The organism is Zwartia vadi, from assembly GCF_030410375.1.
GTDB lineage: Bacteria > Pseudomonadota > Gammaproteobacteria > Burkholderiales > Burkholderiaceae_B > Zwartia > Zwartia vadi.
The window spans coordinates 70,131-96,566 of the sequence record NZ_JAUHHE010000010.1 but is presented as its reverse complement, the minus strand read 5'-3'; the positions used below and the strand labels follow the sequence as shown (position 1 = coordinate 96,566).

Sequence of the window (26,436 nt, the reverse complement as noted above, 5' to 3'; positions counted from 1 at the left end):
ATTTATTACAAAAATTAGTTCTCCGAACCGAGCGTTCAAAATATCATTAACCGGACAGCAGTCTCAGAACATACTCATTCAATCCAGCATAAGCACGAGGGTGACACGCAGAAAAGTATGTTGCATGGCATGTTTGCAAAGAGAGTATTGTCAATTTATATCCAAACCAGTATAATCATCAAATGAAATCTGTTTCTTTTCTCGGTGACTCCCTCAAACGCCTGCGAGAATTTCCTGAGGATGCAAAGCAGGATGCAGGCTATCAGCTAGATAAGATACAAAACGGACTTCAGCCTGATGATTTCAAACCAATGCCAACAATTGGCAAAGGAGTAAAAGAACTTCGCATCTGGGATGACAGCGGCACCTATCGCGTTATCTACACAGCAAGGCTTCAAGAAATCATCTATGTTTTGCATGCTTTCCAAAAGAAAACATCTGCTACATCCAAAAAAGATATTGATATCGCTAAAACAAGATGGATTGATTTGACAAGGAGCAAAAAATGAAAAAAACAGAATCCTACAAAAGCGTTTGGGATGCCATAGCTGATACACCAGAGCAAGCCGCAAACTTGCGTGCTCGCGCAGAATTGATGATGCAAATATCGGAGTTGGTCAAAGCAAACGGCTGGACACAGGCAGAGGCTGCCGCGCGTTGTGGCGTCACACAGCCGAGAATGAATGATTTGTTACGCGGTCGTGTTTCAAGGTTTTCTCTTGATGCGCTTGTCAATATTGCAACCGCAACAGGCAGACGCGTCCACATGGAATTGCAAGCAGCCTGAACTAAAACCCATTCAGGTCACTACTTCTAATTGAGCGTCTGCAGCATCATCAGGATTATGAGGTGGTGCCTTGATGTAGGCATCAATATTGAGCCAACATAATCTTTAACATCTCTTTAACTTTATTTTTCAACGATGCTGGTGCTAGCACCTTGACATCCACACCCTGACGCAAGATATCCTGAATCAACTCCCAGTCTTCTCCGTAAGGAACTTCCAGGGTATAGCTGCCATCAGCGTGCACTTGCCCCACCTGCTCTGGATGCCAGACTTCGCGTGCGACCCACTGCGCTCTGAATGGGGTGAATTTCAGTTTAGCGACTTGTTTGTTTTTCCCTGAAAAAATCCCATAGCTCGATTCAAATATCTCACGTAGTTCAGTCTCAGTCACAGCTTGAGCTGGCTTTTCTTTTAACCGAACATCATTGATCGCATCGAGTGCAAAGCTACGCAATCCCTCACGCAAATGACAGTAAGCATCTAAATACCAATTATCACGGTAGTACACCAGACGCTGAGGAGAGATTTGGCGCTCAGTGTTCTGGCCTGATTGACGCGCAAAATGTTTAATCTCCAGACGCTTACGTTGTACCAATGCGTGAGTAATGATCTGAAAATATTCGCCTGATACTTGGCGTTGGGCCATCGGTAGGATTCGAATCCGACTGATCACCTCTTTTGAGCTTCCAGTCCCTTCGTCCAGCAAGCCCTCGAGTCGATGCTTAAAGGGCGTGAGATGAGGCAATAACAAACCTCCGGGCTCTAGCTTTGAAATTAATTCAATCATTGTCAGCAAGGAGTAAATCTCTTGCTGACTAAACCATACTCCGGGCAACTCAAACGTTTTATCTGATGACTGCTGACGCGTCAGTGCATAACCGCGTAAAGCTGGATTCCATGCAAAAGGAATATTGAGTCGATCGCGCATATATGCCAGATCGCGGTTCAAGGTCGCACGTGATACCTCAAGCGCTTCTTGCATGCGCTTCATCGTGACAAAAGGCTTAGCCATGAGCATGGCTTGAATCTTATAGAACCGTTCCGTGCGATCCATTGTTTTTATCCACCAATCGAACGTTGCAATACGGCCGTTAAGTTTATATTAGCCCATTTGGTGGTAACAATTTTCCGCTTCTGGGTGACTCACCAGGTGAGACTTGCAAAGGGTCCTAATCATAAAAAATCTGTCCACGTATGTCTCTCTGGACCACAGGGTGCAAACGCCGTATGACTTGATGATCATCGGGTTGGCAAACCATGCTGGGACGTTGAGCCTGTAATACTCGTTTAGCAGTCACGACTTGTCCGCTTTGACGATAGGTTGCCTGATAAAACAAACCCGCCTCACTGAATGACACATCTTGCGGGATCCTCGTGATCCGTGCCTCAGCAGGTAACTCGACCTCGTACGTTTCCTCGTAGCGATAGGAGCGGCAAACAAAAGGAAACAGCACACTCGCCTGAGGTCTGTTGAAGCTTAAGCGAGCAATCAGGGTTGGTGTGAGACCTACAGGGACACTGAGCGCCCCCGGTCCCGGAAAATTCGTCACTGGATCGAGTGTAAACGTGCTTTGATTAGTGAATGGTGCATTCAAATCTCGCGCCTCAGACGGGGTGAAATGCCCCACGCCCGACTGTCGATTTCCCATTAAACGAGATTGCACAAATTTTTCTTTGTATTCGTCGTCATGATCAACAAAAGACAATCGCGCGTTGTAGTCCGATTGACCTGCATACTCAGAATATGAGGAACCCGTGATCTGCCCATCCGCTTTGATCTGAATCTTCGTGAGCGATTTAATCCAGTTTGTTGAGGCGTCTAGACTAGGGGTGCGTCCCTCACGATTAAGAGCCGTGAGAACCGTTGGCTTGTCCATGACACTGGTTGGCAACACCCCAAAAGGCGCAAGTTCCACTGTCGGGTCAAGATACAAATCCCATTGCGGAAGGTAGGCGATCACGTGATTAAAAGGACTCACTGAACCCAGACGGGGGATCGTAAAAGCTGCTCCAGAATTAACCATCGCAGTCGATGCCTGAATGCCTTTGGCTGCGAGCATGGCTATCAATAGCGTGGTCTTATCCTTGCAGTCACCATAGCGATTGCGTATGACATGATCAGCCTGATTAGGCACCACACCACCAGAACCTAAAAAGATAGCAACGTAACGAATCTCCTGAGAAACCCAGTTATACAGCGCCCTTGCCTGTTCTTTTGGGTCGCTGATGCCAGAGGTAATTTCGTCGGCGAGTTTTTGAACATTAGGAGTCACTGCAGCTTTGGGCGCAGCGGCTTTCTCATAGGCCTGCCCCACGGCCAAAGGATTTTCAAAGGTCGACAAATGCACATAAGGACCAAAATCACCCGAGGACACCTGTCCGCTTTCTCGCGCGCGGGTCACAGGCTGCGCGAAGGAATAGCGATAGCGTACTGTGCCATCAGGCCCATCGGCCATGCGTCCACCCTCAAAACCTCGACTATCTGCAAATATCCGGATACTAGGATCGTGAGAAATATTGAACTCTAAGTGTCCGTACTCAACCGATGGTCCCACGCTTCTTCTAAACATAAACTGCCCGGGAAACAAAGCGGTATGCGTTTGACGAAGCATGGTTGAGTGTGCCCTCGCACCGACACTGATCTTTGGATAAATCACGACCTGAGTTTTACGAGAGCTAAACATCGCTGCGCCATCCGAGCGCTCCTCATCGACCACTCTGATCGCCTCCGCAGCAACCGGAATACGCTCTCCTGAGGGCAACTCAGTAAAAGCCTCCAAGACCTTTACAGTCTCGCGATCACTATAAAAATCCAATTCGTCCTGGCTGACGGCCTCAATCGCCGCGGCAGACTTCGCAAGCGTGACAGTCTCGATTTTTTCCTCATACGATCCATCCGCCCGCATATGGATCGTAAAAATATGACGCTCAATTGCAAAAAGACTCTTGTGAGGCTCCTGCGCCATGACCGAGGCAGATAAAAACAACAATACGCCAAGTGCGCGAACTGCATGTGAGGTGTGTAGAGCCAAAACTTTCAACATTGCGTTCACATCATCCATTGAAATTTGAACCTGCAGCTTCACCGTCATAAAGTCTTCACTACGACGATAACAAATAACACTAAAATCTCGCATGGACATCTATTACCTACCCGGACGAGGCGGTCGGCTTGACGCAGGACTGGGAGAGGCACTCCTCTCCAGGGGTCTAAGCGTATTCGGAAGAGAAACCAACGGTGACTTCGCGAAACTCAGTTTTGCAGAACAAATCGAGCTTATAGCGCAAGACCTCAAAACGCACTTTTGGTACAACGATGCAATGGTCGTGGCCAATTCTTTCGGGGCATACCTTTTCCTGCACGCGCAGACAGCGATGGAACCCTTTCCTGGCAGAGTGCTCTTGCTTTCTCCGATCGTAGGAGAGTTTGCAAATAGCGAATCGCAAACCTTTTTCGTCCCTCCCAGAGCCCGCCAGCTCATGGAGTTGGTTCAGACCGGTCAATATCATTCAGCCAAACAAATTGAAATCCATGTCGGTGAACTAGACTGGCAAAGCAACCCCGAGAATGTTCAAGCTCTAGCAATGCTGATGGCATGGGACGTCACAGTTGTACCTGAGGCGGGACACATGCTCCCTAAAGCCTATGTTGGTGCTTTGCTGGATCAATGGCTTTAATGAGCGATTGAAAACCCATATCTTTTATTTAATAAATGTATTGCTGACTTATAGGCACCATCAGACCAGGTGGAGCGCTGCGGATTGTAGCTCTCACCTGCGAGGGCAACGTTTTCACCGGCGAGAGGCTGGACTGCCCAATTAAAAATATCACGCGTGGAAAACGGATATCCTGCACGTATGTAGTACCAGCCATCCGGCCATTCCCAGTAGAAGGTCTTGCTTGCTTTCCCAATTTCAAGCGGCTGTGTCACGCCATTATTGGCAAACAAATGTTCAAGGCCTTTTTTAACCTCACGCTCAATTGACTCAAGACCTTCAGAAGCAAGTGCTCGCCATTTCTGGACACACTCAAAACTATCGCTGTAAACAGACCGAATCACGTTTTGATTGGCTGCGTATGGCTCCTGCGGTATTTCAATCGAATTAATGCAACTATCCGTTGTCCAGGCGCGCCATACTTTTTTGTTGTCCTTCAGCCCGCGGATATTGAGCCACCATGGATTGTCGTACCATTGTGCGACAGTGACGACATTGACCCCAACTAATGATTGATATTGAGCTTGTGATTGAATCGCCCGTGCGATATTTCCCTGGATATGATCAAACGCTTTTGGAGGAACGGTAATGATCACATGTGAACTGTTCACACGATATTTGGTTGTGATTAAAGAATAGCGGTTTGATTCTTTATCAATACTTTTAACGGGCTCTTCCAGGTAAATGCGTACGCCACTTTCTTGCGCTTTGCGAGCGAGACCTCGCACATAGGCAGACATCCCACCTACAGGGTAGGAAGCCTCACAGCAAACATCGATGTCCTCTTCCAGAAAATCAAGGTAGCCTTTGGCACTTAATGGGTATTCGAAATCACTTCTAAAACGGCTCATATCCCGAAGATATTCATAGCCATTATTCCCAAGAACACGCGTGGCATAAGATTTAAAATCAGGAAATTGATCGATATCCTTGCGGTGCTCACTCTCAAGCAATCGTCGCAACAGCTGGGTGGGTGCATCCCCCTTCGCTCGGTCAAACTCTATCCCTGGATATAAAACAACGAAATCATCAGGGTTCGTTGAATAAAGGCCGCGGGCAAAAATGAGCTCTTTCTCCAGACTCGGTTTTTCTAGCTCGATTCCGAGATCGTGAGCGAGTTTGAATAAAACATCTTGACCCTCCATCACACGACGGCCACCAACGGCAATCAGAGGTCCTTGCGCCTGATTAGGATCTTTGCCAATGTCGTAAATACGCCCGCCCAGACGATTTTCCTTTTCAAACACGCACACTTTGTCTTTGTAGAGAGGCCCTAACTGGTACGCAATATAAAGGCCTGCGGGCCCACCTCCAACAATGCTGTATTCGCAATCCAGGGTTGGCAATAGTTTTGAAGCATCTTTTTTACCGACTTCTCCTGCTTGAGAAATAAAACTCAAGCAGGAGAGCAAAAAGAAAAGCATACAAAGAAAAAGCCTCTTGATTTGCATTGCAGTACATCTAGTCATATCTATTGACCTGCCACCAACCCGATCGCGAGTGCTAAAAAATCAATTAATCCAAAGTAATCTTTGCATCCGCAATGATTTTGGCCCAGCGCTCGCGCTCCTCAGCTGCGTATTTTGTAAATTCCTCAGAGGTGCCGCCGATCGTAATGGCGCCTCTATTCAAGAACTCCTCTTTAAACTGAGGATCGTTCAGGATTTTGACTGTTTCTGCATTGAGCTTGGCAACGATATCTGGAGGTGTGCCTTTGGGAGCAAACAAGCCAAACCAGCCGCTGACATCAAAGCCTGGCAAGCCTGCTTCTGCAAGTGTTGGAACATCAGGCAAGAGCGGTGAACGCTTCGCGGACGTGACACCTAGAGCCGTTAGCTTTCCTGACTTGATCAAGGACAAGCAGACTGGCAGGTTACAGAACATCATTTCTACGCGACCGCCAATAATGTCGTTAATCACAGGCGTTGTGCCTTTGTAGGGGATGTGCACCATCTCTACACCGGCCATTTTCTTATAGATCTCGCCGGACAGGTGCATACTGCCGCCCGCACCGCTTGAGCCGTAATTGAAACTCTTCTGCTTTTGGAGTGCCAGGAGCTCTTTAAGATTCTTGGCAGGCACGTGTGATCCCACGACTAGTACGTTAGGCACGCTGATCAGGTTTGTGATGCCAACAAAGTCACGTTGTGGGTCATATTTAATGTTTTTATGCAGCAGCACGTTGATCGAGCCGATACTCGTCGCACCCACCAATAGGGTATAGCCGTCTGGCGGTGCCGAAGCAACAAAGGCTGCACCAATATTGCCATCTGCACCGGTTTTATTTTCTGCGACAACGGGTTGGCCCAAGGCGATAGAGAGTTTATTTGCGACAGTACGCGTCAAAATATCCGTGAGCGTGCCCGCTGCAAAGGGCGCAACAATCGTGATGGGCTTGTTAGGATAGTTAGCAGCTTGCCCTTGTGCAAATGAATGAGGCAGTAAAGCCAGTGCGGTCAGGCTACCTAAACCCACTGTGCGAAGCGTTGCAAAGAGGTTTTTTTTCATATTGATCTCCCGTTTAGTTTTTATAAAAGATGAGTGGTCTCACTCCCTAGGCTTTTATACCTGTGACGCCCTCATCTCGTCCAGAGATCTTACTTCTAAGTGGGTGCAAATGACAAAATTTAGAGAGTGAACTCCCGGTAGTTTGAAAGTTTAGAACTTAACTCTCATGTCAAGGGCTCATTCTTTTGACTTAATTTTGCTGAGTACGGATTGAATGTATCTAGCGCCACCGTTAGGGGCGACCGTACTGAGATGTATCGCAGCGCCTGATCAAAGTGGTCGTCCGGAGGTTAGTTGGATTCAAATGGCACTACGGAAAAACTTTTAGCTTATATTGCTTCACCCAAATATATTAAACATCCCCAGCAAGCCCATCGCACCGAACTGCAGCTTGACATACATCTTTAGCTTTTGATCCATTGCTTGCTGGATCTTGACGGTGATCGCTTTCAGCTCTTCTATTTCCCCTTCTAGTTTTTTGATCACTTCGGCGTGTTCATCTTCTCGGGTCTTTTGCTCGACATAGACCGGTGGCGGCTCAACGGCTGAGGCGGTGGCGAACTTTGTTGCGGGTGCTTTTTCGGGAAAGGATCCTGTCGTGACTTTGCTGGCGGTTCTGGGTTTTGTTTTGGGTGCGGGTTTCTTTGATTCGGTCTTTTGCATGTTCATGATCAGCTTCAAATGAAATTGATCATGGTATGCATCGTTGCCTTGTCAAAGTGCGCATAAACAAGCGCTTATCTAACGTGGCTAGTACCTAGAGGCTCTGTCCGGTAAATGCGCTCCATAAGCGCACCATGGCGTAGGTGTCGAGTTTGCAGTAGTCGAGCAGCTCTCGCTCGATCTCGGCTTTGCGCGCGGGCGTGGTCTGAATTGCGATTGCTTCGACAAATGCACGCATCGCCATGCTGCCGTCTTGGACGCCGTCGAGCTTGTCGTAGTTGAGGTCTGGACAGAGTGCGGGCAGGACGGCTTTGATGCTCCAGCTGCCTTGTTGACTGGGGTGATAGTAATAATCGCGTGCGATGGGTAATAAATCGACCACGCGCGCGTTGAGTGCGAGCAAGTCTTGGGCGAGATGCGGAAATCTGTCAGCCAGCTCTCGAATACGGGCGGTCTCAAAGCCTGCGTTGTACACAAAAATCGGTATGGGCTCATGACAAGACGCGATCAAGGCTTTAGCAAAGGCCTCTGAAGGATCGTTGCCGGAGAGGTCAATGAAGGCCTGCTCGGTGAGCTTTGTATTGGACAGACCATTTAGTTGGCTGTCCTGCGAGAGACGATGCACGCTGAACTGAAACGGGATCTGCTGATAGGGTCGCGTGCCCGGCCAGATAGGCACAGCAAACATGATGGTTTCAAAGTCCAGAAAATATGCAGGGAGCTGGTGCGCGGCGAGTGCTTGTACGGCACTCGCTTGATCAAAATACGCCTCGTTCGCAAGGGTCGCGCTTTTCACGCGCTGTTGTTTGTCGCTCAGCAATTGATCAGGGACGTCTCTGAGCTCTGTGATGCCTTGGGAGGCGATGAGAGCGAGCAAGCCGTTTCTTAAAGGCTTGGGCAGCCAGGCGATAGGATGTTGGGCTTGGGGTTCTTGGCTCTGACAGTAGGCGTAAAACCCACAAGGATAAGGATCATGGCACTGCTTGCCGATAGTGATCTCGGGTGCAGTGGTTAGAGCGACTGTGCTTTGTGCGGCGTCGATCCATCGCTGGACTTCTGCGCCGCGAGCAAAGGCCTCCTCGGTGAGGTCGTTTTCAACGAGGAGACCTTGATAGTCTCCGCCACCTGGATAGGTCCAGGTTTTATCAATATGTGCGAGCGCGATGGCAGTCAGGGGGACGCCTGCCGAGCGGACGACAAAGGCCTGGACGGCAACGTCTTCGCGATGGTAATCCTTGACGGAGGTGGAGGATTTAACCTCGATCATGCGCCAGGCGTGTGGGGGAAGGGATTGGGAATTTTGTACAGGCAGCATCACGTCTGCAAACGCCATCGCCCCCTCGGCGGCAAAGCCTGCTTCAAATATGGGTCGTGGGGAGTCGAGCAAAGTCAGGCTCAGTGCGAGTGCAGCGTCAATACCCTCGGCAAAGGGCTCGATGACGGTGCCTTGTCCTGTGGGGTCGTATAACTGCTGTGCGATCTCTCCGACTTGATGTCCGATGTCAAAGCTTTGCTGGGAGGCGGCAGTGTCTGCGCGCAGCTCCGGGTGATGGACTTCGAGCCACACACGCTTGGGGCACTGCCGATAGGCCATTAGCTTTGACTTGGACAGTGGGCGCATATTTTTCTCCGTATTCTTTTTGGATTATCACACAGCTCTTAGGGTGTAATACTCTAGTGGTGTAATCTTTTCCGCCTGCATGTGTTTTGCCTTCACTGGAGTATTTAATGGCTGTCCTTTACCCTTCCCTGCCTCCAGCGATACCTGTCACGGGCTTGCAACGTGAACTCGATGTGCTGCGTGTGCTGGAGAGATCTTTATCCGAAGGCTATGAGATTTTTTATAGTGTGCCGTGGCACACGGTTCACGAGGGACGCGACCGGCATGGAGAGATCGATCTGGTGGTGCTGGGACCGACGGGCAATATTTTGTTGCTGGAAATCAAATCCGGCGCGGTCGAGCTGACCGATGGCGTGATGTACAAAATGTACAAAGAAGGCAGCAAGGACGTGGGTCGTCAGCTCAGAGTCCAGCACGGCGCCATGGTCAGTCGCCTGCAACAAGCGGGGCTGCGTGCGGCGGTGACCAACTGTCTGGTGTTGCCAGACTTTAGGGTCGAGGATCAGCACGTGGTGGGCATCCCGCCCGAGCGGATTGTGGATGCGACGAGGTTTGAGCAGTTGGGCTCGTATGTGATGGAGGCATTGGCAGGTGCAGGGGGTGTCGGTGGGGGTGGAGGCGGAGGAAGCGGTGGAAGCTCTCACGATCCCAGCGCACTCCCCGCGGTGCGACAATTTCTCCGTAATCAGTTCAAAGTCACGCACGATCTGCGGGTCTTGGGCGCGCAGCTGCGGGGAACCACCCTGCGTCTGGCCGATGGTCTGGCGACTTGGGTGCCGCGCATCGATACGCCCTCGGGTGTGCTGAGAATCCAGGCGACGGCTGGCTCGGGTAAAACGCAACTGGCCTTGCGTTTGTTACAAGATGCCGCCGCAGCCTCGCAACGCAGTCTCTATGTTTGTTACAACCGCGCGTTGGCGGATCACATCACACAGCTCGCCCCCACGCGTGCCCAAGTTGCGAGTTTTCATGAACTCTGCGTGGAGCATCACCGCAGGCATGTGGGTGAGCCGGATTTTGGCGCCCAGGGTTTGTACGATCAGCTGAGCGCCGAGTATAAGGAAGCGGTCGAGGCAACTCCGGAGATGCAGGGACGCTATCAGCTGATCATCATCGACGAGGGCCAGGATTTTGAACCGGAATGGGTGGTGAGCTTGCTGCCTCAGTTAGCGCCAGAAGGTCGGATTTATCTGCTGGAGGATGCTGCCCAACGCCTCTACCCCCGCGACGAATTTGATCTGTCGGATGTGGTGACAGTCCACTGTCAAGACAATTTTCGTACACCCCGCCAAGTCTGTCAGGTCCTCAACGCCCTCCAGCTCTCAGACTCGCCTATCGAAGCACGCTCGGCCTATGAGGGTGAGGTGCCAAATTTTCACATTTACACAACCGAGGCGCAGCTGCGACGCCAAACCGAAGCCGCGGTGAAACATCTACTGTCGCTGGGGATTGCGCTTCCTGAGATTGCCTTGGTGAGCTGGCGCGGACTGATGAACTCGGTCTTAATCCAGACCCCTGTTCTGGGTGACTGGTCACTCAGGCGCCCTACCGGTAAATACTCGAGTGCCGGGGATGCGCTCTGGACGGAGGGCGAGTTATTGGTGGACTCGGTCTATCGCTTCAAAGGCCAAAGCGCTGCCGGAATCGTGTTGACCGAGGTGGATTTTGCGACGCTCGATGAGGCCGTGAAACGTAAATTGTTTGTGGGACTAACGAGAGCGCATATCGCGGTGGAGGTAGTGTTGACGGAACGGGCGGCCGGGGAGTTGGTGGGGGTGTTGTAGGGAATGGTGCAGGTGATTGTGCGACGAATGTGGCAACCCGATAACTTTTATGGATACAGAGTAAAAATTACCTCGGTCGCAGCTAAATTCTCAAATAACGAAAATCCACTGTCACAAGGGCGCTAACCGGCCTAGTTACCTCTGTCTTAGACAAAACGAAATGACACGTAGAAACTCACCCAATACTATCGAAACGCTAGATGATCTCAGTGCGCTATCAAGTATCGTGGTCGATAAACGCTTGGGCAAACGAGCTTCAGCAAAAAAGAGCAGACGTAATCGCCATTACGAAAAGCAGTTTATTAGAAATACTCTTGCACATCATTTGACCAAAGACGACTCTGAACAACAGCCGGACGTGTGACTCAGTACGCAAGTTTTATCACTTGATGTTTATGCAAACCAGATATTGCTTTCTTAAGAATTTTATAAATATCTAGATCGAATTCGGCAGACTCAGACCTAGCTAGCTCATACAGTTCGTCATGGTCACGGGCAATGCCAAGGTAGCACCATTTATCAACCACCACCATGCAATCTCCATCTTTGATGGCAACCGCTCCATCAAACGGCCATACCTGAACTTTGAACAGGCTGAGTGCAGCTTCAAGATTCAAATTATGTACGTTTATAGAAACCTCACCTACGCAGGCACCCTGACACTGTTTGACCTGATAGCCAAAGCAAGATCTTCCCTCCTCTACTTTCTCTATGCCTAGCAGTCCCATGCAAAGGCGATATTTTTTTGCAACAGCAGCTAAATAGCCGTGCGCTTCTTTTTTACTGTAAAAAAGACCATAAAGGTTTTCTTGTAAGCCCGGTTGCAAATTTTTATGTGTCACAAGTGTTGGCTTTTGTAAGCCGAAGTTATCCTTCACTAATTGCCACGCACTTAAGTCTTTCGACTTGCGCAACTTGATATTCATGCTCGGCATCTGCTCTTTAATTAGCTTTGACTCAATAATCAACGCTGTTAACTCACCGCTAGTCTCAATCCAGTCAATATGGAAAACCTGTAGTGACAACTTCATTTCTTTTCGAACCGTCAGAGCGCTTTGAAAGTGGCTAATCACACGGGTGCGCATATTGATGCTTTTACCAATATAGAGCGGTGCGTTGTTCTCCCCATAAAAAATGTAGCAGCCGCAGGTGTCAGGAATAGCGTCAATAACTGCTTGGTTGATATTGGGAGGAAGGCTCACGCTTCCTACCAACTGGTTCACTGCGGCAAGCAGACGCTCTTTACCGAAAGTCGCTTCACACACTCGCCAAAATTGCAAAAGTAAATCTGCATCGCCCATGGCGCGATGGCGACTACTCACGACTAAATTATGTACAGCAATGATGGTGTCTAAATTGTGACGTGTCTGCTGCGGAAAAAGTAAGCGAGATAGTTTTACAGTACACAACACCTTTGGACGAAAATCCATACCTATTCTTTTGAAAGAGGCCTTGATAAAGCCATAGTCAAACCTAGCATTGTGTGCAACGAAAATCTTCCCGTTCAGCTCATTTTTCAATTGATCGGCAATTTCATTGAAGTTAGGTTTACCAGCCAACATCGCTGGAGAAATGCCAGTCAAACGCTGGATATTTTGCGGGATGAACGTCTTTGGATCTAAAAGAGTCTCCCATTCTGATACTTCATTGTTGTCAAGCGTTTTAATACCAATTTCGGTAATTCGATCTCGCTCGAAATTAGAACCCGTTGTTTCAATGTCTATGAAAGCAAGAACGGGAAATTCGTCTTGTTCATTGTTATTTGATGATTTTTTTTCTTTGAGGCTCTGGCATCGCGTCGATATGCATGTCGCATTTATGGGATTATAAATGGCTCTTCTTGCTAAAGTTGAATTTCATACTAAAGGTTGCCAGACACACATCAAAATGAATCAAATCCATTTCAAAGTCCTGTTTGTTTGCATGGGCAACATCTGCCGAAGTCCTATCGCAGAAGCTGTTTTTTCTAAAAAGCTTGCTGATCGAAATATCCTGCACAAATTCACAATTGACTCAGCGGGCACACACTGTTTTCATCCTAACGCACCACCAGATGAACGAAGCCAAAAACATGCTTTAAAAAGAGGATTCGATCTTTCAAACTTGAGGGCTAGGCCAGTTGTTGAAAGTGATTTTGAAGAATTCGATTTGCTTTTGACGATGGATTGGGATAACCGTGCGCTCCTGGAAGAAATGTGCCCTGCTTCACATCTTTATAAAATTCGGAGTTTGGCTGAGTTTTTGCTAACAACTCAAGCGTCTGTCATACCTGATCCTGACTACGGAGGGGATCAAGGGTTTGAACATGTATTGGACTTGATCGAAGAAGCCAGCGAAGGTTTGATGAAATTCTCACTGCATAAGATCAAAGCATAAAGAAAATCAGCGCAGCAGCAGTTGCGTTGACAGATACTGATACCTGCTTGTCACAACAACAATATGTATCTACAATGTATATACTTGTTAGGAGTACACGCATGGACGCAGTGATTCGAAAATGGGGAAATAGCCCTGCCCTTCGCTTGACAACAGCCGTATTAAAAGAGGCCGGACTTCAGCTCGAAGAAAGAGTGGATCTCAGGGTGTCAAAAGGTCAAGTGATCATCACAGCAATAGACAAAGTCGAGTACGACCTAGATACGCTTGTGGATGGCATCAATACTAAAAATACTCACGGTGAAGTCAGCTTTGGCGCCCCCGTCGGCAAAGAGGCGCTTTAATGCCGCGCGTTTATGTTCCAGATGCGGCCGATGTCGTTTGGCTAGAATTTGATCCACAGGCAGGACATGAACAAGCCGGACACCGACCAGCACTTGTCATCAGCCCTGCAAGCTACAACAGCAAAACAGGTCTCATGGTCTGCTGTCCGCTGACCTCTAAAATTAAAAACAATCCCTTTGAGGTAGTGACTCAGATTGACGGCGTCGATTGCGCAGTTCTATCAGATCAAGTGAAGTCACTGGACTGGAAGGTCAGACGCGCGAAAAAGAAAGCCATCGTTCCACCAATGGTCATGCTCCATGTCAGAGCGAAAATCAAAGCGTTATTAATGATCAAGTAAATTCTCAGACAACTTGGGATCTTGAGCCGTCGTACACCCTAGATCTGACAACCTAGTACAAACGATAACTTGTTAGAAAGCAGCCAGGGTTTTACTTTTATACTAATATATCAGTTGAAAATATGCCCAATATCATCAAACTCGACCGCTACCGACAGGCTGCACCTCAGCTATACGACCTGCTGAGAGAGCAGATCATTTCTGTTGAGCTCAAACCTGGCGATTCTCTCTCTCGCAATGAGTTAGCGAATCAATTTGGTGTGAGCCAAACACCGATTAGGGATGCATTGATGCGGCTCGAGCAGGAAAACCTAGTAGAAATTTTTCCTCAATCTGGCACGCGCGTCAGCAAAATTGATCTCCAAGCAGCTCAGCAAGCCCATTTCTTACGCAAGTCTGTAGAAACTGAGCTCGTATATGAATTTGCCATTCAAAAGAACGAATCGGTCATTGCAGCACTTGATACTGCGCTGGATCGTTTGAAAAGTCTTGTCAATCAAGGCCATATTGACCCTTTCATCCGAGCTGATAAAGATTTTCATTATGTACTGTATGAGCAGGCCAATCTTCTAGAAATATGGTCTCTTCTTCAAATTCAAAGCGGTCACATCGACCGCATCAGAAGGCTTCACTTACCTGCGGCGGGCAAGCGACAAAAGGTCATTGATGATCATCAAAAGATTGTTGATGCGATTCGCTCGGGAGATGGCATGCATGCTCAGCAAACGGTGCGCGAGCATTTGGCTGGCACGCTTTCAAATATTGATTTAATCCGGGAAAAATATCCTGACTTTTTTGAGTTGTAAACCTCTATATAAACGGAGACATAAATGAGCAACAATCAGCGTCGACACATTCTTCTGGGTGGTGCGGCATTAGCCGCCACTGCTTTGCTGCCTAAAATTGCGCTTGCACAAGCCAATAACTACCCCACTCGCCCAATTACCTTTATTGTTCCTTGGCCTCCCGGTGGGACTGCCGACGCGACGATGCGTGCACTCGCTCAAGCGCTGACAAATGAACTTGGTCAAACCGTCGTGGTTGAAAACAAAGCGGGTGCTGCGGGTATGATCGGTGCCAAGGCTCTGGCAACTGCCAAGCCAGATGGTTACACAATCGGTCAGATCCCTCTTTCAATCACTCGCTTTTCTCAGCTTGGCTCCGCTCAGATCGATCCTGCCAAAGATTTCACTTATCTGGCAAGAACATCTGGTCAAACTTTTGGTATTGTGGTGCGTCCCGAATCCCCTTTCAAAACATTGAAAGAGCTAGTGGATTTCGCTAAAAAGAATCCAGACCAACTGACTTATGCAACCTCCGGCATTGCTGGGCAAACACATGTCGGCATGGAAGAGTTTGCAATGGCTGCGGGTATCAAAATGCGACATATCCCCTACAAAGGTGGTGCGCCAGCGCTCCAGGCTTTGCTAGGTGGTCAAGTCGACATGCTGGCCGACTCCAGTGCGTGGGCACCACAAGTTGAAGCGGGCAAGCTACGCTTGCTTGCTACGTGGGGAGAGGAACGCCTGAAACGCTTCCCCAATGTTCCGACACTCAAAGACTTGGGCTATCCGGTTGTCACCGACGCACCCAACGGCGTGGGCGCTCCCGCTGGACTTGACCCTGCAGTCGCCAAAAAACTCGGTGCTGCGCTGGAAAAGGCCGTCAAAAGCAAAGAGTTCCAAACTGCTTGCGATCGCATTGATGCGCCGGTCTTATATTTAAATCCTGATCAATATCGTGCCTACATAATGGAAGTTTATAAAAAGGAAGGCATCCTGATCGAGAAACTTCAACTCAAAAAACTACTGGCAGGCTAAACATATGACCGCATCACCCGCCTCGCTTATCCGCTTACATCCTGCGGATAACGTACTGATCGCCAGAGAGCCTCTCACCATTGGCGCTCAAGTCGCATACAACGACCAGTCATTCAAGCTTCGCGCGCAAGTACCAGCGGGTCACAAGATCGCTGCATGCACAATCACAAAAGGTACGGTTGTACGCAAGTACGACACACCTATTGGTGTAGCGACGCGTGATATCGAGGCGGGTGATCACGTGCATAGTCATAACATCATGCTCAGCGACTTTGGTCATACTCATGACTTTGGCCGTGATGTAGTGCCCGTTGAGTATGTTCCTGAGTCTCAGCGCGCAACATTTATGGGGATCAAACGCAAGGACGGTCGTGTCGCGACGCGAAATTTTATTGGTATCCTCTCTTCAGTCAACTGCTCTGCAACTGTCATACGAAAAATAGCCGACTGGTTCACGCCTGAGCGCCTCGCAGCATATCCAAACGTTGATGGCGTAGTGGCATTTCCACAAACAACAGGATGCGGAATGTCATCGCCAAGCTTGCATTTTGATGTGTTGCGCCGAACGCTTGCTGGGTATGCACGTCACCCTAACCTCGCAGGTGTACTAATTGTCGGTTTGGGATGCGAACGTAATCAGGTCGCGGACCTTGTAGAGTCACAACAGTTAAATGTCGGATCGCATCTAAAAACCTTGGTGATGCAAGAGGTCGGCGGTACGCGAGTCACCATCGAGGCAGGCGTCAAGGCGATTCAATCTATGCTGCCTGCAGCAAACGACATCACACGTGAACCTTGCAGCGCAAGCCACATAAAAGTCGGACTCGAATGTGGTGGCTCAGATGGATTTTCTGGCATCACAGCCAATCCGGCTCTCGGCGCTGCGATGGATATTTTGGTGAGACATGGCGGAACAGCAATTTTGTCCGAAACACCCGAAATTCATGGTGTTGAGCACATGCTGACTCGGCGCGCAGTATCACCTGTTGTCGGCCAAAAGCTTCTTGACCGGATCAGCTGGTGGGAGGAATATACGCGCGGCCATAATGGTCAATTCAATGGCGTGGTCGCGCCAGGAAACATGCAAGGCGGACTGGCCAACATATTTGAAAAGTCCCTCGGATCGGCCATGAAAGGTGGCAGCACCCCTCTGCAAGAGGTCTACCACTATGCTGAACCGATCGAGAAATCTGGTTTTGTCTTTATGGACTCACCTGGGTATGACCCTTGTGCCGTGACAGGTCAAATCGCCAGTGGTGCAAACATCATTTGCTTCACGACAGGCCGCGGATCCATGTTTGGATCCAAACCTGCCCCCACAATCAAACTCGCAACCAATTCACCCATGTTCAAACGCCTTGAAGAGGATATGGACATTAACTGTGGTCGTATCCTAGATGGGGAGCTGACTGTTCAAGAAATGGGGCAAGTAATTTTTGAACATATCCTTGCGACTGCTTCAGGTTTGAAATCAAAGAGCGAACTATTAGGCTTGGGTGATAATGAGTTTGTCCCCTGGCATTTGGGAATTGTGAGTTAATGACGCAATAGGTGTATGTCGATTTTGTTTCCGGCAAATAATGAATTTTTACTATTTTGCCGGAAACAATTGAGGTCTATCAGGGCCTAACGATTACCAAGGTCCCGTAAAGACTGCCCAGACATCACGTTTTCCTCGATCGTTTGTAAGGACACTCGACGAGTCTCCGGGACAAACAACACACTGATTAACAGAGACAGTGCGCAAACAGACATAAAAAAAGTCATCGACCAAGTCAGGCCAATTTTTTCCATGGCAGATAGAAAGGTGAACGCGATCAGTGCGTTAAATAACCAGCTGATCGATGACGCTACAGCGATGCCTGTTTCGCGAATGGCAGTCGGAAAAAGCTCCGACATCATGACGTAGGGCAATGGTCCTAGACTCACTGCAAAGGCCATAATAAAAATAATCAAACCCGCGAGCCCGAACCAACCTGCCCACACATGCGTCACAACAGAGGCCGCAATCACCAAGGCCATCCCAAATACCATCGCGGCCGATCCCCAGATCAGTAGCGCTCGACGTCCGGCTGTATCGACAAGACGCAAGGCAACAAGTGTCGATAGAAAATTGGCAAGCCCCAACCCAAAGGTTGCGGCAAGCGATGACGTACCTTGCGCAAAGCCGAGAGTCTGAAAAATATGAGGCGCGTAATAAATGATGCCATCGATGCCACTCAGGTTTTGCAAAATGAAAAGTCCGCCACATAACGCGAGGACAGCCAAGATGGAATGCTGTGCAGAGAACAACTTGAGTGGTGCTGTCACGCTCTGTGAAAAAGGAGTGTGCGACTGCGCAGTGTGTTGAGCACGCGAATCCAGCCAGTTTGGGCTCTCCGGCAAGCGCATCAGCAAAAGAGCAGCAATCACTGCAGGCACTGCACCGAGTGCGAGAATCTCTTGCCAGGACCACGTGTGAATAAATAACAACGCAACAGCATAGGCAATCAAAATTCCACCTGTAATCGCCAACTGAAAAATAGACACGACGGCGCCACGCTGGTCTGAGGGAGTAACCTCAGCGGCATACATCGGCACGACCATTGAGGACAATCCAACAGACAGCCCGAGCACGACTCTGATCATCATCAAAGCTGAATAATTAGTCGTTAGTAATAAGGCGCAATAGCCGGTAAATGCTAGGGCTAAAGCGATATACATAGTAGTTTTGCGTCCTAGTTTTGATGACAAAGGACTAGCAAATAATGCACCAAAAAAACTTGCGATGATAAGTGTAGACACGAGCCACTCTTGACCGCTAGCATCCAAATCAAATGTTGCTGCGAGCTCTTCTAAAACGCCCGCGATCGATGAGATGCCAAAGCCGAATAACAGGCCAAAGCAAATCACTAAGCAAGCGATGCGTGTGGTGAGTGTCAACATTTTTTTGAATGTGTGGTTGCAATCAGTCTACACCCTTGCAACATTTACATCATCATCTAGCGGGACGGAGGGACAAAATGAAGACAATAACTAAACCAACAAAAAATTCCACCACTGCAACATCTGGATTGTTAGCAATCGAAGGCGGAATACCCGTTCGAACAACACCATTGCCTTGGGAATTCCCGGGTGCGAGCTTTATCGGTGAAGAAGAACTCGAACTCGTCACAAGCGTTGTCAGGGCACACAGTCCCTTTCGTTTTTATGGTCCGCACGCGCAGCATATGGTCGATATGCTCGAGCATGAATGGTGCGAGGACTTTGGACACAAACACGCGCTCGGAGTCGCCTCCGGAACGGCTGCACTGAGCATTGCAATGTCAGCGCTCGGTATCGGTCCTGGCGATGAGGTCTTGGTGCCGGGATATATGTGGGTCAGTTGTGTCTCTGCTGTTGTACGCTCCGGAGCCATTCCACGTTTAGTAGATATCGACGAAACCTTTTGTCTGTCTCCGTCTGACTTAAAGGCAAAGATCACACCGAGAACACGCGCAGTATTGTGTGTGCACATGAGCGGGACAGCAGGTCATATCAAAGAAATTGCCGCGCTATGCAAAAAAAATAATCTTTACCTGATCGAAGATTGCGCCCAGGCCGCGGGTGCGAGTGTCGATGGCATGCCCGTTGGTCGCTTTGGTGATATCGCGACCTTCAGTTTTCAATTGAATAAAAACATGACGTCTGGTGAAGGCGGTATGGTGGTCTGTCAGGACGAGGCGCTGTTTAGTCGTATCGTGGCGCTGCACGATCTGGGCTATCCGCGCACACCAACCGGTCGCTTGGATTCGTCCAATGAGAACACTCAACTGTGGGGCATGGGCGCACGGATGGCCGAGTTACCCGGTGCTCTGGCTCTTGCCCAATTGCGGAAGCTCCCGGAAATAACGGGTGCCATGCGCAAGGCTAAATGGACCATCCGCAAAGCCTTGAGCAAAACGCCCGGCCTCACCTTTCGTGAAATCGTTGATCCCAAAGGCGATACGGGCCCATTTTTACTCATGCTACTGCCCGATGCAGATCTAGCGCGACGCTTCATTGATGCACTGCGTGCCGAAGGCATCTCTGGTCCGCCCGGAAGTCTGGCCTGTCTCACGCTCAGCGAGTGGGGCATGCACTGGTACAGCAACATCCCGAGTCTCGTGCACAAGCGCTCCAATAGCCGAGATGGTTTTCCATGGACGCATCCCGACAATGCCTTTGCAAAGGACTATTCCTACAAAAAAGGGGCTCTCCCAGTTTGCGATGATTTTCAAGAGCGTGGCGCCATGCTTACGATCGCCTCAACGCTTTCAGAACAAGACATCAAAGACATCATCGAAGCAGTCAAAAAGGTTGCGCGAGTCGTTCTGGCATAACGCTGCAAATCGCATAGATTGCTCAATCGATCATCACTTGTAGGGGATGTCTCGTGATTTATTTTGTTGCCTTGATCGTAGGTTTAGCAGGCTTGTTGTTTGGCTTTGATGAAGGCGTTATCGCCGGAGCACTACAGGCTTTACGTGTGCAGTTTGATCTCTCAGCTTTTGACGAGGGCCTGATGACTGCGGCAGTGCCATTCGGCGCGTTATTTGGCGCTCTGATCGGGGGTCCGCTCTCGGGACACATTGGTCGACGCGGGGCCTTACTGTGTGCCGCAACCTTATTCACGATCGGTGCCCTCCTCGCGGGGATGGCAACAGCGGTCTGGATGCTGACGTTAAGTCGTTTGGGCCTCGGGCTGGCCGTTGGTGTCGCGGCAATCGTTGCACCGCTTTACATCTCCGAAATTGCGCCTGCTCATCGCCGCGGCATGCTGGTCTCGGTGTATCAACTTGCGATCACGATTGGGATTTTGTCAGCCTATCTTGTGAATTACGCTTTTGATGAACGTTGGCGCACGATGTTTATGCTGGGTGCCGTACCTGGCGTGGCACTATTCATCGGCATGTTGCTACTAACCGATACACCGCGCTGGTACTTGATGAAAGGACGCGAGGACAAAGCTGCGCATGCCTTGCGTCGTCTGCGTCATGGCAGTGACGCCGAGCTCTCGACGATACGTGACTCGCTCGCCGAGCAAACAACCTCGCCCGCCTGGTCCGAGCTGCTATCGCCTGTTGTGAGACCTGCTTTTATCGTCGGGATCGGCTTGTTTTTCTTGCAGCAGCTCAGCGGCATCAACGCAGTGATTTACTACGCACCAACTGTGTTTCAAGAGGCTGGTTTCGACTCGAGTGCCTCACCCCTGATGGCAACCATCGGGGTAGGCATTGTCAATGTGTTGATGACTATCGTCGGGATGGCTTTGATCGATCGCATTGGTCGCCGCAAGCTCTTGTACCTTGGATTTATCGGGACGACCTTGAGTTTGGGTTTAATCGCGGTTGGTGCGGCCACAGGCTCCAAGTCGCTCGATATATTGGCCGTCATAGGACTGATCGGCTATATCGCTTCTTTTGCGGCCAGTATCGGGCCCTTGCCATGGGTCATGATGTCGGAGATCTTTCCCTCACGCGTCCGGGGTTTAGCCATGAGCGTGACATCGCTCAGCAATTGGCTGTTTAACTTCATCGTCGTGTTTTCATTTCCGCTGTTGGTGTCAACCTTTGGACTAGGTGCGGTGTTCGGGCTGTATGCACTGGTCTGTGCTGCCGGTTTGTTGTTTACGTGGCGTTATGTGCCTGAAACCAATGGTGTGACGCTCGAAGCAATTGAGCAATATTTATTGTCAGGAAAGCCTCTACATACGCTTAGACCTGCACCAGTCATCATTACACAGACTGATTCCCCACAAATCTCCCAACAAGTCTGCACGGATTTGATCACAGCTGTGATTCAACTATCGCCCTACGAGCGCGCACTGATGCCCATCTATGCGCATATTGGACTCGTTGCGCATCAAAATCATCAAATCAACACCGCACTCAGAGATCTGCACGCGAGGCTAGTGACTCAGTATGGTGCCTGGGATACTCATCCACTCAGCAAGCGTACGCTTGGGCCCCAAGGTCCTGTGCTATTCACATTTTTGGAGCATATTCGATTTGCTTCGACAGATTTTTTATCGACCGTAAAAGAAGCACCGGCGGATCATGTGGCACGACGTATCGATAGAGAAATTAACTGGAAAAAATCATGAGTGACGTACTAAACCACGAGGCTAATTTTGATGTCTGTGTGGTTGGAACCGGTGCGGGTGGAGGCATCCTCGCTCATCAACTCGCAAAAGCCGGCCTAAAGGTCGTCTCTTTGGAGCAAGGCCCTTTGCTACCAAGCGATCAATTTAAAACGGTCATGCCTCCCGGTCTAGGCACGACTTTTGGGATTTCTCCCACGACTGTCTGGCCGAGTGACCCGCATGACAGTCTGTTTATCCATCCTCTTTTCGCTCGAAAGGACGAAGGGTCGACAGACTTGCCACAGGACGGATTCAGGCATTTTCAAATACTCGCCGTCAATGGTTTACAAAACTTGTGGAATGGCGTGAGTGTGCGCTTTTCCTCAGAGGATCTTTCAAGCTGGCCACTACATACTCGTGATTTATCTCATCATTACAGCGCAGTTGAAAAACTGATTACTGTTTGTGGCACCAGAGAAGGTATCGATGCGCTACCCGATGGGGAGTTTATCGAGCCTAAGCCCTTGAGGCGAGCGGATCATTTAGTCGTCGAAGCAGTGCAATCACTGGGCGATCCTCATTCTCACGCAATACCCAATCGAAAAGCGATTAATACCCGCGCAGGCACGCCGGGAGCCTGTGAATCCACTGGTGTCTGCACCTCGGGTTGCCCAGTCGGTTCTGTATATAAATTTTCATCGCGTTTGCTGCCTGAGCTCAAGGATTTGCCAAACTATCAGCTCATCTCGAGTGCAAAGGTTGTCAAACTCTTGCGTTATGCAGACTCGAATAGCATCTATGCAGTCCAGTACTTGGACACGCGTACTGGTCAACACCACCAAATCAGAGCAAAAAAATTTGTCTTGGCTACCGGAGCAGTTGAGACGCCACGTATTCTGTTTAATTCGGCGGATACCTTGGCCCCCACGGGCATGGGTAATATTTTCGGTCAGCTTGGACAAGGCTTGCAAGACAATCCTAAGGTTGTTCTTTCTACCTCGCTCAGGAAACTCTGGGGGAATGGCCCCGAACCAGACATTGGCTACGGTGACTTGCTCATCTTAATGTCGCGCGGCATGACGTCCGATGGTCAATCATTTCCCTTTATCGGTCACGCCATCCATGGCATCCCGGACTACCCTCACTACCTCGATCAAATGCCCAAACTACCCGCCAAATTGAAAGAGTATCTTGCGCGGAAGTTATTTCATAGTTATGTGACACTAGGCTTGTTTTGTGCGGGTGAACGTATCGCCGCGAATCGTGTACGACCCGCCGATACCTTTGATCGCTATGGTGTGCGTCAGGTCGCGATCGATTTCACCATCCCCGATCGCGCACGCATGCAAATGGATGCCATGATGGACTGGGGGCGACGTGTGCTGCGCCGAGCCTCAAGCACGCTTGTTTACACAAGTCGCGATAACAACGGCACAGGCATTCATTACGCAGGCACGACAGCTTTGTCAGACAAGCCCGAAAGTGGCGTAGTCGATGAAAACCTGAAGGTTTTTGGCTATGACAATCTATATATATGCGATGGCGGAGTGATCCCTACCCTACCTGACAAACATCTGACACTCACAATCATGGCGCTTGCACATAGATTAGGGGAAAGGCTTGCTGGGGGCTCTAGCTAATGGATTAAATTAATCCGCCATTTGGCTGAATAATCTGTCCATGGATCCACGAGGCCCGACTAGACGCTAGATAGGCCACAACATCACCCACCTCGTGCGGCAGACCAATCCGATTAAACGGACTTGCAGCCGCCGCGCGCTGTTTGGCCTCATCAGTTTTGCCTGAATGAAAAAGATCAGTGTCCACCGCACCAGGTGCCACGGCATTGACTCTCACACCTCTGATTGCCAACTCCTTGGCCATTGAACGCAACAGTCCCTCAACCGCAGCTTTGGTCGCTGTATAAGCCCCACCGCCGGGTACAGCATTGCGTACCATGGAAGTCGTGATTCCGATAATCGTACCGCCGTCGAGCACTTCGCGAGCCGACTCAGTCAGCACGTTAAACGCACCAAATACGTTGACATCCATCAACTCTCGAAAGTTCTCATGACTAAATTGTCCGATTGGCGAATAGGGTTTGTTGATACCAGCGTTGGCTACGACGACCTGGGGTCGCGTACCAAAGTCTTGGGCGGCATTCTCAAACACTTTTTTGACGGCAGCGGGATCTCGCACATCCGCAGCATAGGCTTTAATCTGCCCGGGTTTTTCTAGCGATCGCGCCTCATCTGGCTTGGTCACGTAGGTAAAGGCAACACGAAAGCCATCTCGCGCTAGCGCTTCTACACACGCCGCACCAATTCCACGTGAACCGCCAAAAACAATGGCCAGAGGCTGGGTCATTTAAATCTCCAGCAAGTGGCAAGCCACCATGCGTCCGGAGGGCAGGATGGTTTGCTTGGGCTCTTTAGACTTGCAGATGTCCATCGCCTCTGGGCAGCGCGTATGAAAGTGGCAGCCAGTGGGTCGCTTGACAGGACTTGGGACATCGCCTTGGAGCACAATGCGAGTGGTCTTTTTTTCAGGATCGGGCACAGGGACCGCTGAGAGCAACGCCTTCGTGTAGGGATGCTTTGGGTCAGAAAACAACTCTGTACGATCAGCAAGTTCGACGATGCGTCCGAGATACATCACGGCTACGCGATGCGTCATGTGCTCAACGATCGCCAAGTCATGGCTGATAAACAGCAAAGCCAAACCGAGTTCTTTTTGCAAATCCTGAAGCAGGTTCACAATCTGAGCTTTCACCGACACATCAAGCGCCGAGACAGCCTCGTCGCAAATGATCAACTCAGGCTCGGCAGCCAGAGCACGCGCGATACAGATACGCTGGCGCTGACCACCTGAAAACTCGTGCGGCCAACGCTCGCCGGCATCCTTGGGCAAGCGCACCTTGTCCAGCAAATACACCACGCGTTCTTTGATTTTGGCTTCGTCGCTTTCCAAGCCGAAGTTACGGATTGGTTCGGCGATGATGTCGTGTACGCGCATGCGTGGATTCAAGCTAGAAAACGGATCCTGGAAAATAACCTGGATACGTTTGCGCAATGGTCGCAACGCACTGGCGGACAAATTATCGATCCGAGTCCCGTCGAGGATCACCTCACCTGAGGTCAGATCGAACAAGCGAAGGATTGAACGTCCGACCGTGGATTTTCCACAACCGGACTCACCCACCAAGGCGAGTGTCTCACCCTTCTCAATGGAAAATGACACGCCATCAACAGCGTGAACGTGACCCGTGACCTTACTGAACAAACCGGTTTTAATCGGAAAGAACTTCTGTATCTGACGGACTTCGAGTAGAGGCACAGTATTGGACGTAGACATTCGGTTAACCTGATTCGAGAAAGTCATGAGCAAAAGTTAGTCATTGGCAAAAGCCACTTCGCCGGCAAAATGGCAGGCCACTTGGTGACCACCTTCTCTAATTTGCATGGCGGGCGCGATGTCATGACAAGGACCTTTTGCCAAAGGGCAGCGTGATGCGAAGACGCAGCCTTGAATCTTGTTTTTCAAACTCGGAACAAGGCCTGGAATCTCTTTCAATCGAGTCGAGTGACCCTCGATTGAGGCGCCAAGCTTGGGTACCGCACCAAGCAAGCCCTGAGTATAGGGATGCAAAGGATTGGCAAACAGTTCCTTAACGGGGGCTTCCTCGACCTTGCGTCCGGCATACATCACCATCACGCGTTCGGCGACTTCAGCCACAACACCGAGATCGTGTGTGATCAATACAATCGCAGCACCAATCTTGTTTTTAAGGTCCGCCATCAGGTCCAGAATCTGGGCCTGAATCGTGACGTCCAGCGCGGTCGTCGGTTCGTCTGCGATCAAGAGCTTCGGATTACAGGCAAGCGCCATCGCAATCATCACACGCTGCCGCATACCACCCGACAATTGATGCGGGTATTCATTGAGACGACGCTCAGGTTCGGCGATACCCACCAGATTCATCAGCTCCAAAGCGCGCGCACCCGCTTGCTCATCACTGATTTTTTGATGCAAACGCAGCGTCTCGCATAACTGACGCTTGATTTTCAGTACCGGGTTAAGGCTGGTCATCGGCTCCTGAAAGATCATTGAAATCGCATCGCCGCGAATGGCGCGCATTTCTTTGTCTGACATTTTGAGCAAATCTTTACCCAAAAATTTAATGGAGCCGGCAATTTTTCCGGGGGGCTCGGGAATCAAACGCAAAATGGACATCGCTGTCACGGACTTGCCGCAACCTGACTCGCCAACGATCGCGAGTGTCTCGCCTTCGTTTACTACAAAGCTCACGCCATCTACAGCGCGGTTGATACCGTCTGGTGTACGAAAGTGCGTCTGAAGGTTTTCAACTTCTAATAAGGCCAAGAGATATCTC

At 49.9% G+C, this 26,436-nt stretch carries 24 protein-coding genes; 13 read left to right on the top strand and 11 right to left on the bottom strand.

Annotated features, from left to right (window positions below; all coding sequences use genetic code 11):
• Positions 1-182: 182 nt before the first annotated feature.
• Entirely contained in the window at positions 183-509 is a 327-nt protein-coding gene (locus tag QWY27_RS10175; RefSeq protein WP_290197319.1) for a type II toxin-antitoxin system RelE/ParE family toxin, read from the top strand.
• Positions 506-787 (top strand): helix-turn-helix domain-containing protein, encoded by a 282-nt coding sequence (locus QWY27_RS10170; protein WP_290197318.1) that lies wholly within the window; start codon positions 506-508, stop codon positions 785-787. The genes QWY27_RS10175 and QWY27_RS10170 overlap by 4 nt, the downstream gene beginning before the upstream one ends.
• Before the next feature lie 82 nt (positions 788-869).
• Here QWY27_RS10170 and QWY27_RS10165 read toward each other — a convergent pair whose 3' ends face one another.
• Both QWY27_RS10165 and QWY27_RS10160 read right to left on the bottom strand, forming a co-directional pair.
• Complete coding sequence (locus QWY27_RS10165) at positions 870-1,841, bottom strand: helix-turn-helix transcriptional regulator (RefSeq protein WP_290197316.1); 972 nt, start codon at positions 1,839-1,841, stop codon at positions 870-872.
• Positions 1,842-1,956: 115 nt separating this feature from the next.
• Positions 1,957-3,879: a DUF3857 domain-containing transglutaminase family protein gene (locus tag QWY27_RS10160; protein WP_290197314.1), complete on the bottom strand. Its 1,923-nt coding sequence runs from the start codon at positions 3,877-3,879 to the stop codon at positions 1,957-1,959.
• Positions 3,880-3,922: 43 nt separating this feature from the next.
• Here QWY27_RS10160 and QWY27_RS10155 point away from each other — a divergent pair, with 43 nt between their 5' ends.
• Positions 3,923-4,465 carry an alpha/beta fold hydrolase gene (locus tag QWY27_RS10155; protein ID WP_290197312.1) on the top strand — a complete coding sequence of 181 codons (543 nt, stop codon included), beginning with the start codon at positions 3,923-3,925 and terminating at the stop codon, positions 4,463-4,465.
• Here QWY27_RS10155 and QWY27_RS10150 read toward each other — a convergent pair.
• The 4 genes from QWY27_RS10150 to QWY27_RS10135 form a co-directional block, all read right to left on the bottom strand.
• Complete coding sequence (locus QWY27_RS10150; protein ID WP_290197310.1) at positions 4,462-5,928, bottom strand: flavin monoamine oxidase family protein; 1,467 nt, start codon at positions 5,926-5,928, stop codon at positions 4,462-4,464. The two genes, QWY27_RS10155 and QWY27_RS10150, sit on opposite strands and share 4 nt — an antisense overlap.
• Before the next feature lie 91 nt (positions 5,929-6,019).
• A complete protein-coding gene (locus QWY27_RS10145; RefSeq protein ID WP_290197308.1) occupies positions 6,020-7,012 on the bottom strand; it encodes a Bug family tripartite tricarboxylate transporter substrate binding protein in 993 nt (330 codons plus the stop codon).
• Between the two features lie 339 nt (positions 7,013-7,351).
• Positions 7,352-7,681 (bottom strand): hypothetical protein, encoded by a 330-nt coding sequence (locus QWY27_RS10140; protein ID WP_290197306.1) that lies wholly within the window; start codon positions 7,679-7,681, stop codon positions 7,352-7,354.
• An 88-nt stretch (positions 7,682-7,769) separates the two neighbouring features.
• Positions 7,770-9,296, bottom strand: a complete 1,527-nt coding sequence (locus QWY27_RS10135) for a DUF2779 domain-containing protein (protein WP_290197304.1) — start codon at positions 9,294-9,296, stop codon at positions 7,770-7,772.
• Between the two features lie 107 nt (positions 9,297-9,403).
• Between QWY27_RS10135 and QWY27_RS10130 the strand changes: the two genes are divergently transcribed.
• Positions 9,404-11,080: a nuclease-related domain-containing DEAD/DEAH box helicase gene (locus QWY27_RS10130; protein ID WP_290197302.1), complete on the top strand. Its 1,677-nt coding sequence runs from the start codon at positions 9,404-9,406 to the stop codon at positions 11,078-11,080.
• A 365-nt stretch (positions 11,081-11,445) separates the two neighbouring features.
• On the opposite strand, the gene QWY27_RS10125 is transcribed toward QWY27_RS10130, so the two are convergent.
• Positions 11,446-12,798 carry a 3'-5' exonuclease family protein gene (locus tag QWY27_RS10125; RefSeq protein WP_290197422.1) on the bottom strand — a complete coding sequence of 451 codons (1,353 nt, stop codon included), beginning with the start codon at positions 12,796-12,798 and terminating at the stop codon, positions 11,446-11,448.
• 169 nt (positions 12,799-12,967) lie between these two features.
• Here QWY27_RS10125 and QWY27_RS10120 point away from each other — a divergent pair, with 169 nt between their 5' ends.
• The 6 genes from QWY27_RS10120 to QWY27_RS10095 all read left to right on the top strand — a co-directional run bounded on the left by QWY27_RS10120 (position 12,968) and on the right by QWY27_RS10095 (position 17,501).
• Entirely contained in the window at positions 12,968-13,456 is a 489-nt protein-coding gene (locus QWY27_RS10120; RefSeq protein ID WP_290197421.1) for a low molecular weight protein-tyrosine-phosphatase, read from the top strand.
• Between the two features lie 101 nt (positions 13,457-13,557).
• A complete protein-coding gene (locus QWY27_RS10115; RefSeq protein ID WP_290197300.1) occupies positions 13,558-13,800 on the top strand; it encodes an AbrB/MazE/SpoVT family DNA-binding domain-containing protein in 243 nt (80 codons plus the stop codon).
• Positions 13,800-14,141, top strand: coding sequence for an endoribonuclease MazF (mazF, locus tag QWY27_RS10110; RefSeq protein ID WP_290197299.1), 342 nt, complete (start codon positions 13,800-13,802; stop codon positions 14,139-14,141). Before QWY27_RS10115 ends, mazF begins: the two co-directional genes overlap by 1 nt.
• 122 nt (positions 14,142-14,263) lie before the next feature.
• Positions 14,264-14,947 carry a GntR family transcriptional regulator gene (locus QWY27_RS10105; protein ID WP_290197297.1) on the top strand — a complete coding sequence of 228 codons (684 nt, stop codon included), beginning with the start codon at positions 14,264-14,266 and terminating at the stop codon, positions 14,945-14,947.
• Between the two features lie 24 nt (positions 14,948-14,971).
• Positions 14,972-15,961 (top strand): tripartite tricarboxylate transporter substrate binding protein, encoded by a 990-nt coding sequence (locus QWY27_RS10100; RefSeq protein WP_290197296.1) that lies wholly within the window; start codon positions 14,972-14,974, stop codon positions 15,959-15,961.
• Between the two features lie 4 nt (positions 15,962-15,965).
• A complete protein-coding gene (locus QWY27_RS10095; protein ID WP_290197294.1) occupies positions 15,966-17,501 on the top strand; it encodes a UxaA family hydrolase in 1,536 nt (511 codons plus the stop codon).
• Between the two features lie 86 nt (positions 17,502-17,587).
• Here QWY27_RS10095 and QWY27_RS10090 read toward each other — a convergent pair whose 3' ends face one another.
• Positions 17,588-18,886 (bottom strand): MFS transporter, encoded by a 1,299-nt coding sequence (locus tag QWY27_RS10090; protein ID WP_290197292.1) that lies wholly within the window; start codon positions 18,884-18,886, stop codon positions 17,588-17,590.
• A gap of 77 nt (positions 18,887-18,963) precedes the next feature.
• Here QWY27_RS10090 and QWY27_RS10085 point away from each other — a divergent pair, with 77 nt between their 5' ends.
• The 3 genes from QWY27_RS10085 to QWY27_RS10075 are packed head-to-tail and all read left to right on the top strand — an operon-like array spanning position 18,964 to position 23,683.
• The gene (locus tag QWY27_RS10085; RefSeq protein WP_290197290.1) at positions 18,964-20,301 is read left to right on the top strand and encodes a DegT/DnrJ/EryC1/StrS family aminotransferase; all 1,338 of its coding nucleotides are present in this window, start codon (positions 18,964-18,966) and stop codon (positions 20,299-20,301) included.
• A 53-nt stretch (positions 20,302-20,354) separates the two neighbouring features.
• The gene (locus tag QWY27_RS10080) at positions 20,355-22,064 is read left to right on the top strand and encodes a sugar porter family MFS transporter (protein ID WP_290197287.1); all 1,710 of its coding nucleotides are present in this window, start codon (positions 20,355-20,357) and stop codon (positions 22,062-22,064) included.
• Positions 22,061-23,683: a GMC oxidoreductase gene (locus QWY27_RS10075; protein WP_290197285.1), complete on the top strand. Its 1,623-nt coding sequence runs from the start codon at positions 22,061-22,063 to the stop codon at positions 23,681-23,683. Before QWY27_RS10080 ends, QWY27_RS10075 begins: the two co-directional genes overlap by 4 nt.
• 4 nt (positions 23,684-23,687) lie before the next feature.
• Here the strand turns inward: QWY27_RS10075 and QWY27_RS10070 are convergent, their stop codons facing one another.
• From QWY27_RS10070 to QWY27_RS10060, 3 genes are read right to left on the bottom strand one after another with little or no spacing between them, the layout of a single operon-like run.
• Positions 23,688-24,410: an SDR family oxidoreductase gene (locus tag QWY27_RS10070; protein WP_290197283.1), complete on the bottom strand. Its 723-nt coding sequence runs from the start codon at positions 24,408-24,410 to the stop codon at positions 23,688-23,690.
• Positions 24,411-25,397 (bottom strand): ABC transporter ATP-binding protein, encoded by a 987-nt coding sequence (locus QWY27_RS10065; RefSeq protein ID WP_290197281.1) that lies wholly within the window; start codon positions 25,395-25,397, stop codon positions 24,411-24,413.
• 36 nt (positions 25,398-25,433) lie between these two features.
• Positions 25,434-26,426, bottom strand: coding sequence for an ABC transporter ATP-binding protein (locus QWY27_RS10060; RefSeq protein WP_290197279.1), 993 nt, complete (start codon positions 26,424-26,426; stop codon positions 25,434-25,436).
• Positions 26,427-26,436: the final 10 nt, after the last annotated feature.

Coding starts and splice junctions, on each gene's coding strand:
- QWY27_RS10175 (WP_290197319.1), top strand. CDS start 183: ATGAAATCTGTTTCTTTTCTCGGTGACTCCCTCAAACGCCTGCGAGAA.
- QWY27_RS10170 (WP_290197318.1), top strand. CDS start 506: ATGAAAAAAACAGAATCCTACAAAAGCGTTTGGGATGCCATAGCTGAT.
- QWY27_RS10165 (WP_290197316.1), bottom strand. CDS start 1,841: ATGGATCGCACGGAACGGTTCTATAAGATTCAAGCCATGCTCATGGCT.
- QWY27_RS10160 (WP_290197314.1), bottom strand. CDS start 3,879: ATGACGGTGAAGCTGCAGGTTCAAATTTCAATGGATGATGTGAACGCA.
- QWY27_RS10155 (WP_290197312.1), top strand. CDS start 3,923: ATGGACATCTATTACCTACCCGGACGAGGCGGTCGGCTTGACGCAGGA.
- QWY27_RS10150 (WP_290197310.1), bottom strand. CDS start 5,928: ATGCTTTTCTTTTTGCTCTCCTGCTTGAGTTTTATTTCTCAAGCAGGA.
- QWY27_RS10145 (WP_290197308.1), bottom strand. CDS start 7,012: ATGAAAAAAAACCTCTTTGCAACGCTTCGCACAGTGGGTTTAGGTAGC.
- QWY27_RS10140 (WP_290197306.1), bottom strand. CDS start 7,681: ATGAACATGCAAAAGACCGAATCAAAGAAACCCGCACCCAAAACAAAA.
- QWY27_RS10135 (WP_290197304.1), bottom strand. CDS start 9,296: ATGCGCCCACTGTCCAAGTCAAAGCTAATGGCCTATCGGCAGTGCCCC.
- QWY27_RS10130 (WP_290197302.1), top strand. CDS start 9,404: ATGGCTGTCCTTTACCCTTCCCTGCCTCCAGCGATACCTGTCACGGGC.
- QWY27_RS10120 (WP_290197421.1), top strand. CDS start 12,968: ATGAATCAAATCCATTTCAAAGTCCTGTTTGTTTGCATGGGCAACATC.
- QWY27_RS10115 (WP_290197300.1), top strand. CDS start 13,558: ATGGACGCAGTGATTCGAAAATGGGGAAATAGCCCTGCCCTTCGCTTG.
- mazF (WP_290197299.1), top strand. CDS start 13,800: ATGCCGCGCGTTTATGTTCCAGATGCGGCCGATGTCGTTTGGCTAGAA.
- QWY27_RS10105 (WP_290197297.1), top strand. CDS start 14,264: ATGCCCAATATCATCAAACTCGACCGCTACCGACAGGCTGCACCTCAG.
- QWY27_RS10100 (WP_290197296.1), top strand. CDS start 14,972: ATGAGCAACAATCAGCGTCGACACATTCTTCTGGGTGGTGCGGCATTA.
- QWY27_RS10095 (WP_290197294.1), top strand. CDS start 15,966: ATGACCGCATCACCCGCCTCGCTTATCCGCTTACATCCTGCGGATAAC.
- QWY27_RS10090 (WP_290197292.1), bottom strand. CDS start 18,886: ATGTTGACACTCACCACACGCATCGCTTGCTTAGTGATTTGCTTTGGC.
- QWY27_RS10085 (WP_290197290.1), top strand. CDS start 18,964: ATGAAGACAATAACTAAACCAACAAAAAATTCCACCACTGCAACATCT.
- QWY27_RS10075 (WP_290197285.1), top strand. CDS start 22,061: ATGAGTGACGTACTAAACCACGAGGCTAATTTTGATGTCTGTGTGGTT.
- QWY27_RS10070 (WP_290197283.1), bottom strand. CDS start 24,410: ATGACCCAGCCTCTGGCCATTGTTTTTGGCGGTTCACGTGGAATTGGT.
- QWY27_RS10065 (WP_290197281.1), bottom strand. CDS start 25,397: ATGTCTACGTCCAATACTGTGCCTCTACTCGAAGTCCGTCAGATACAG.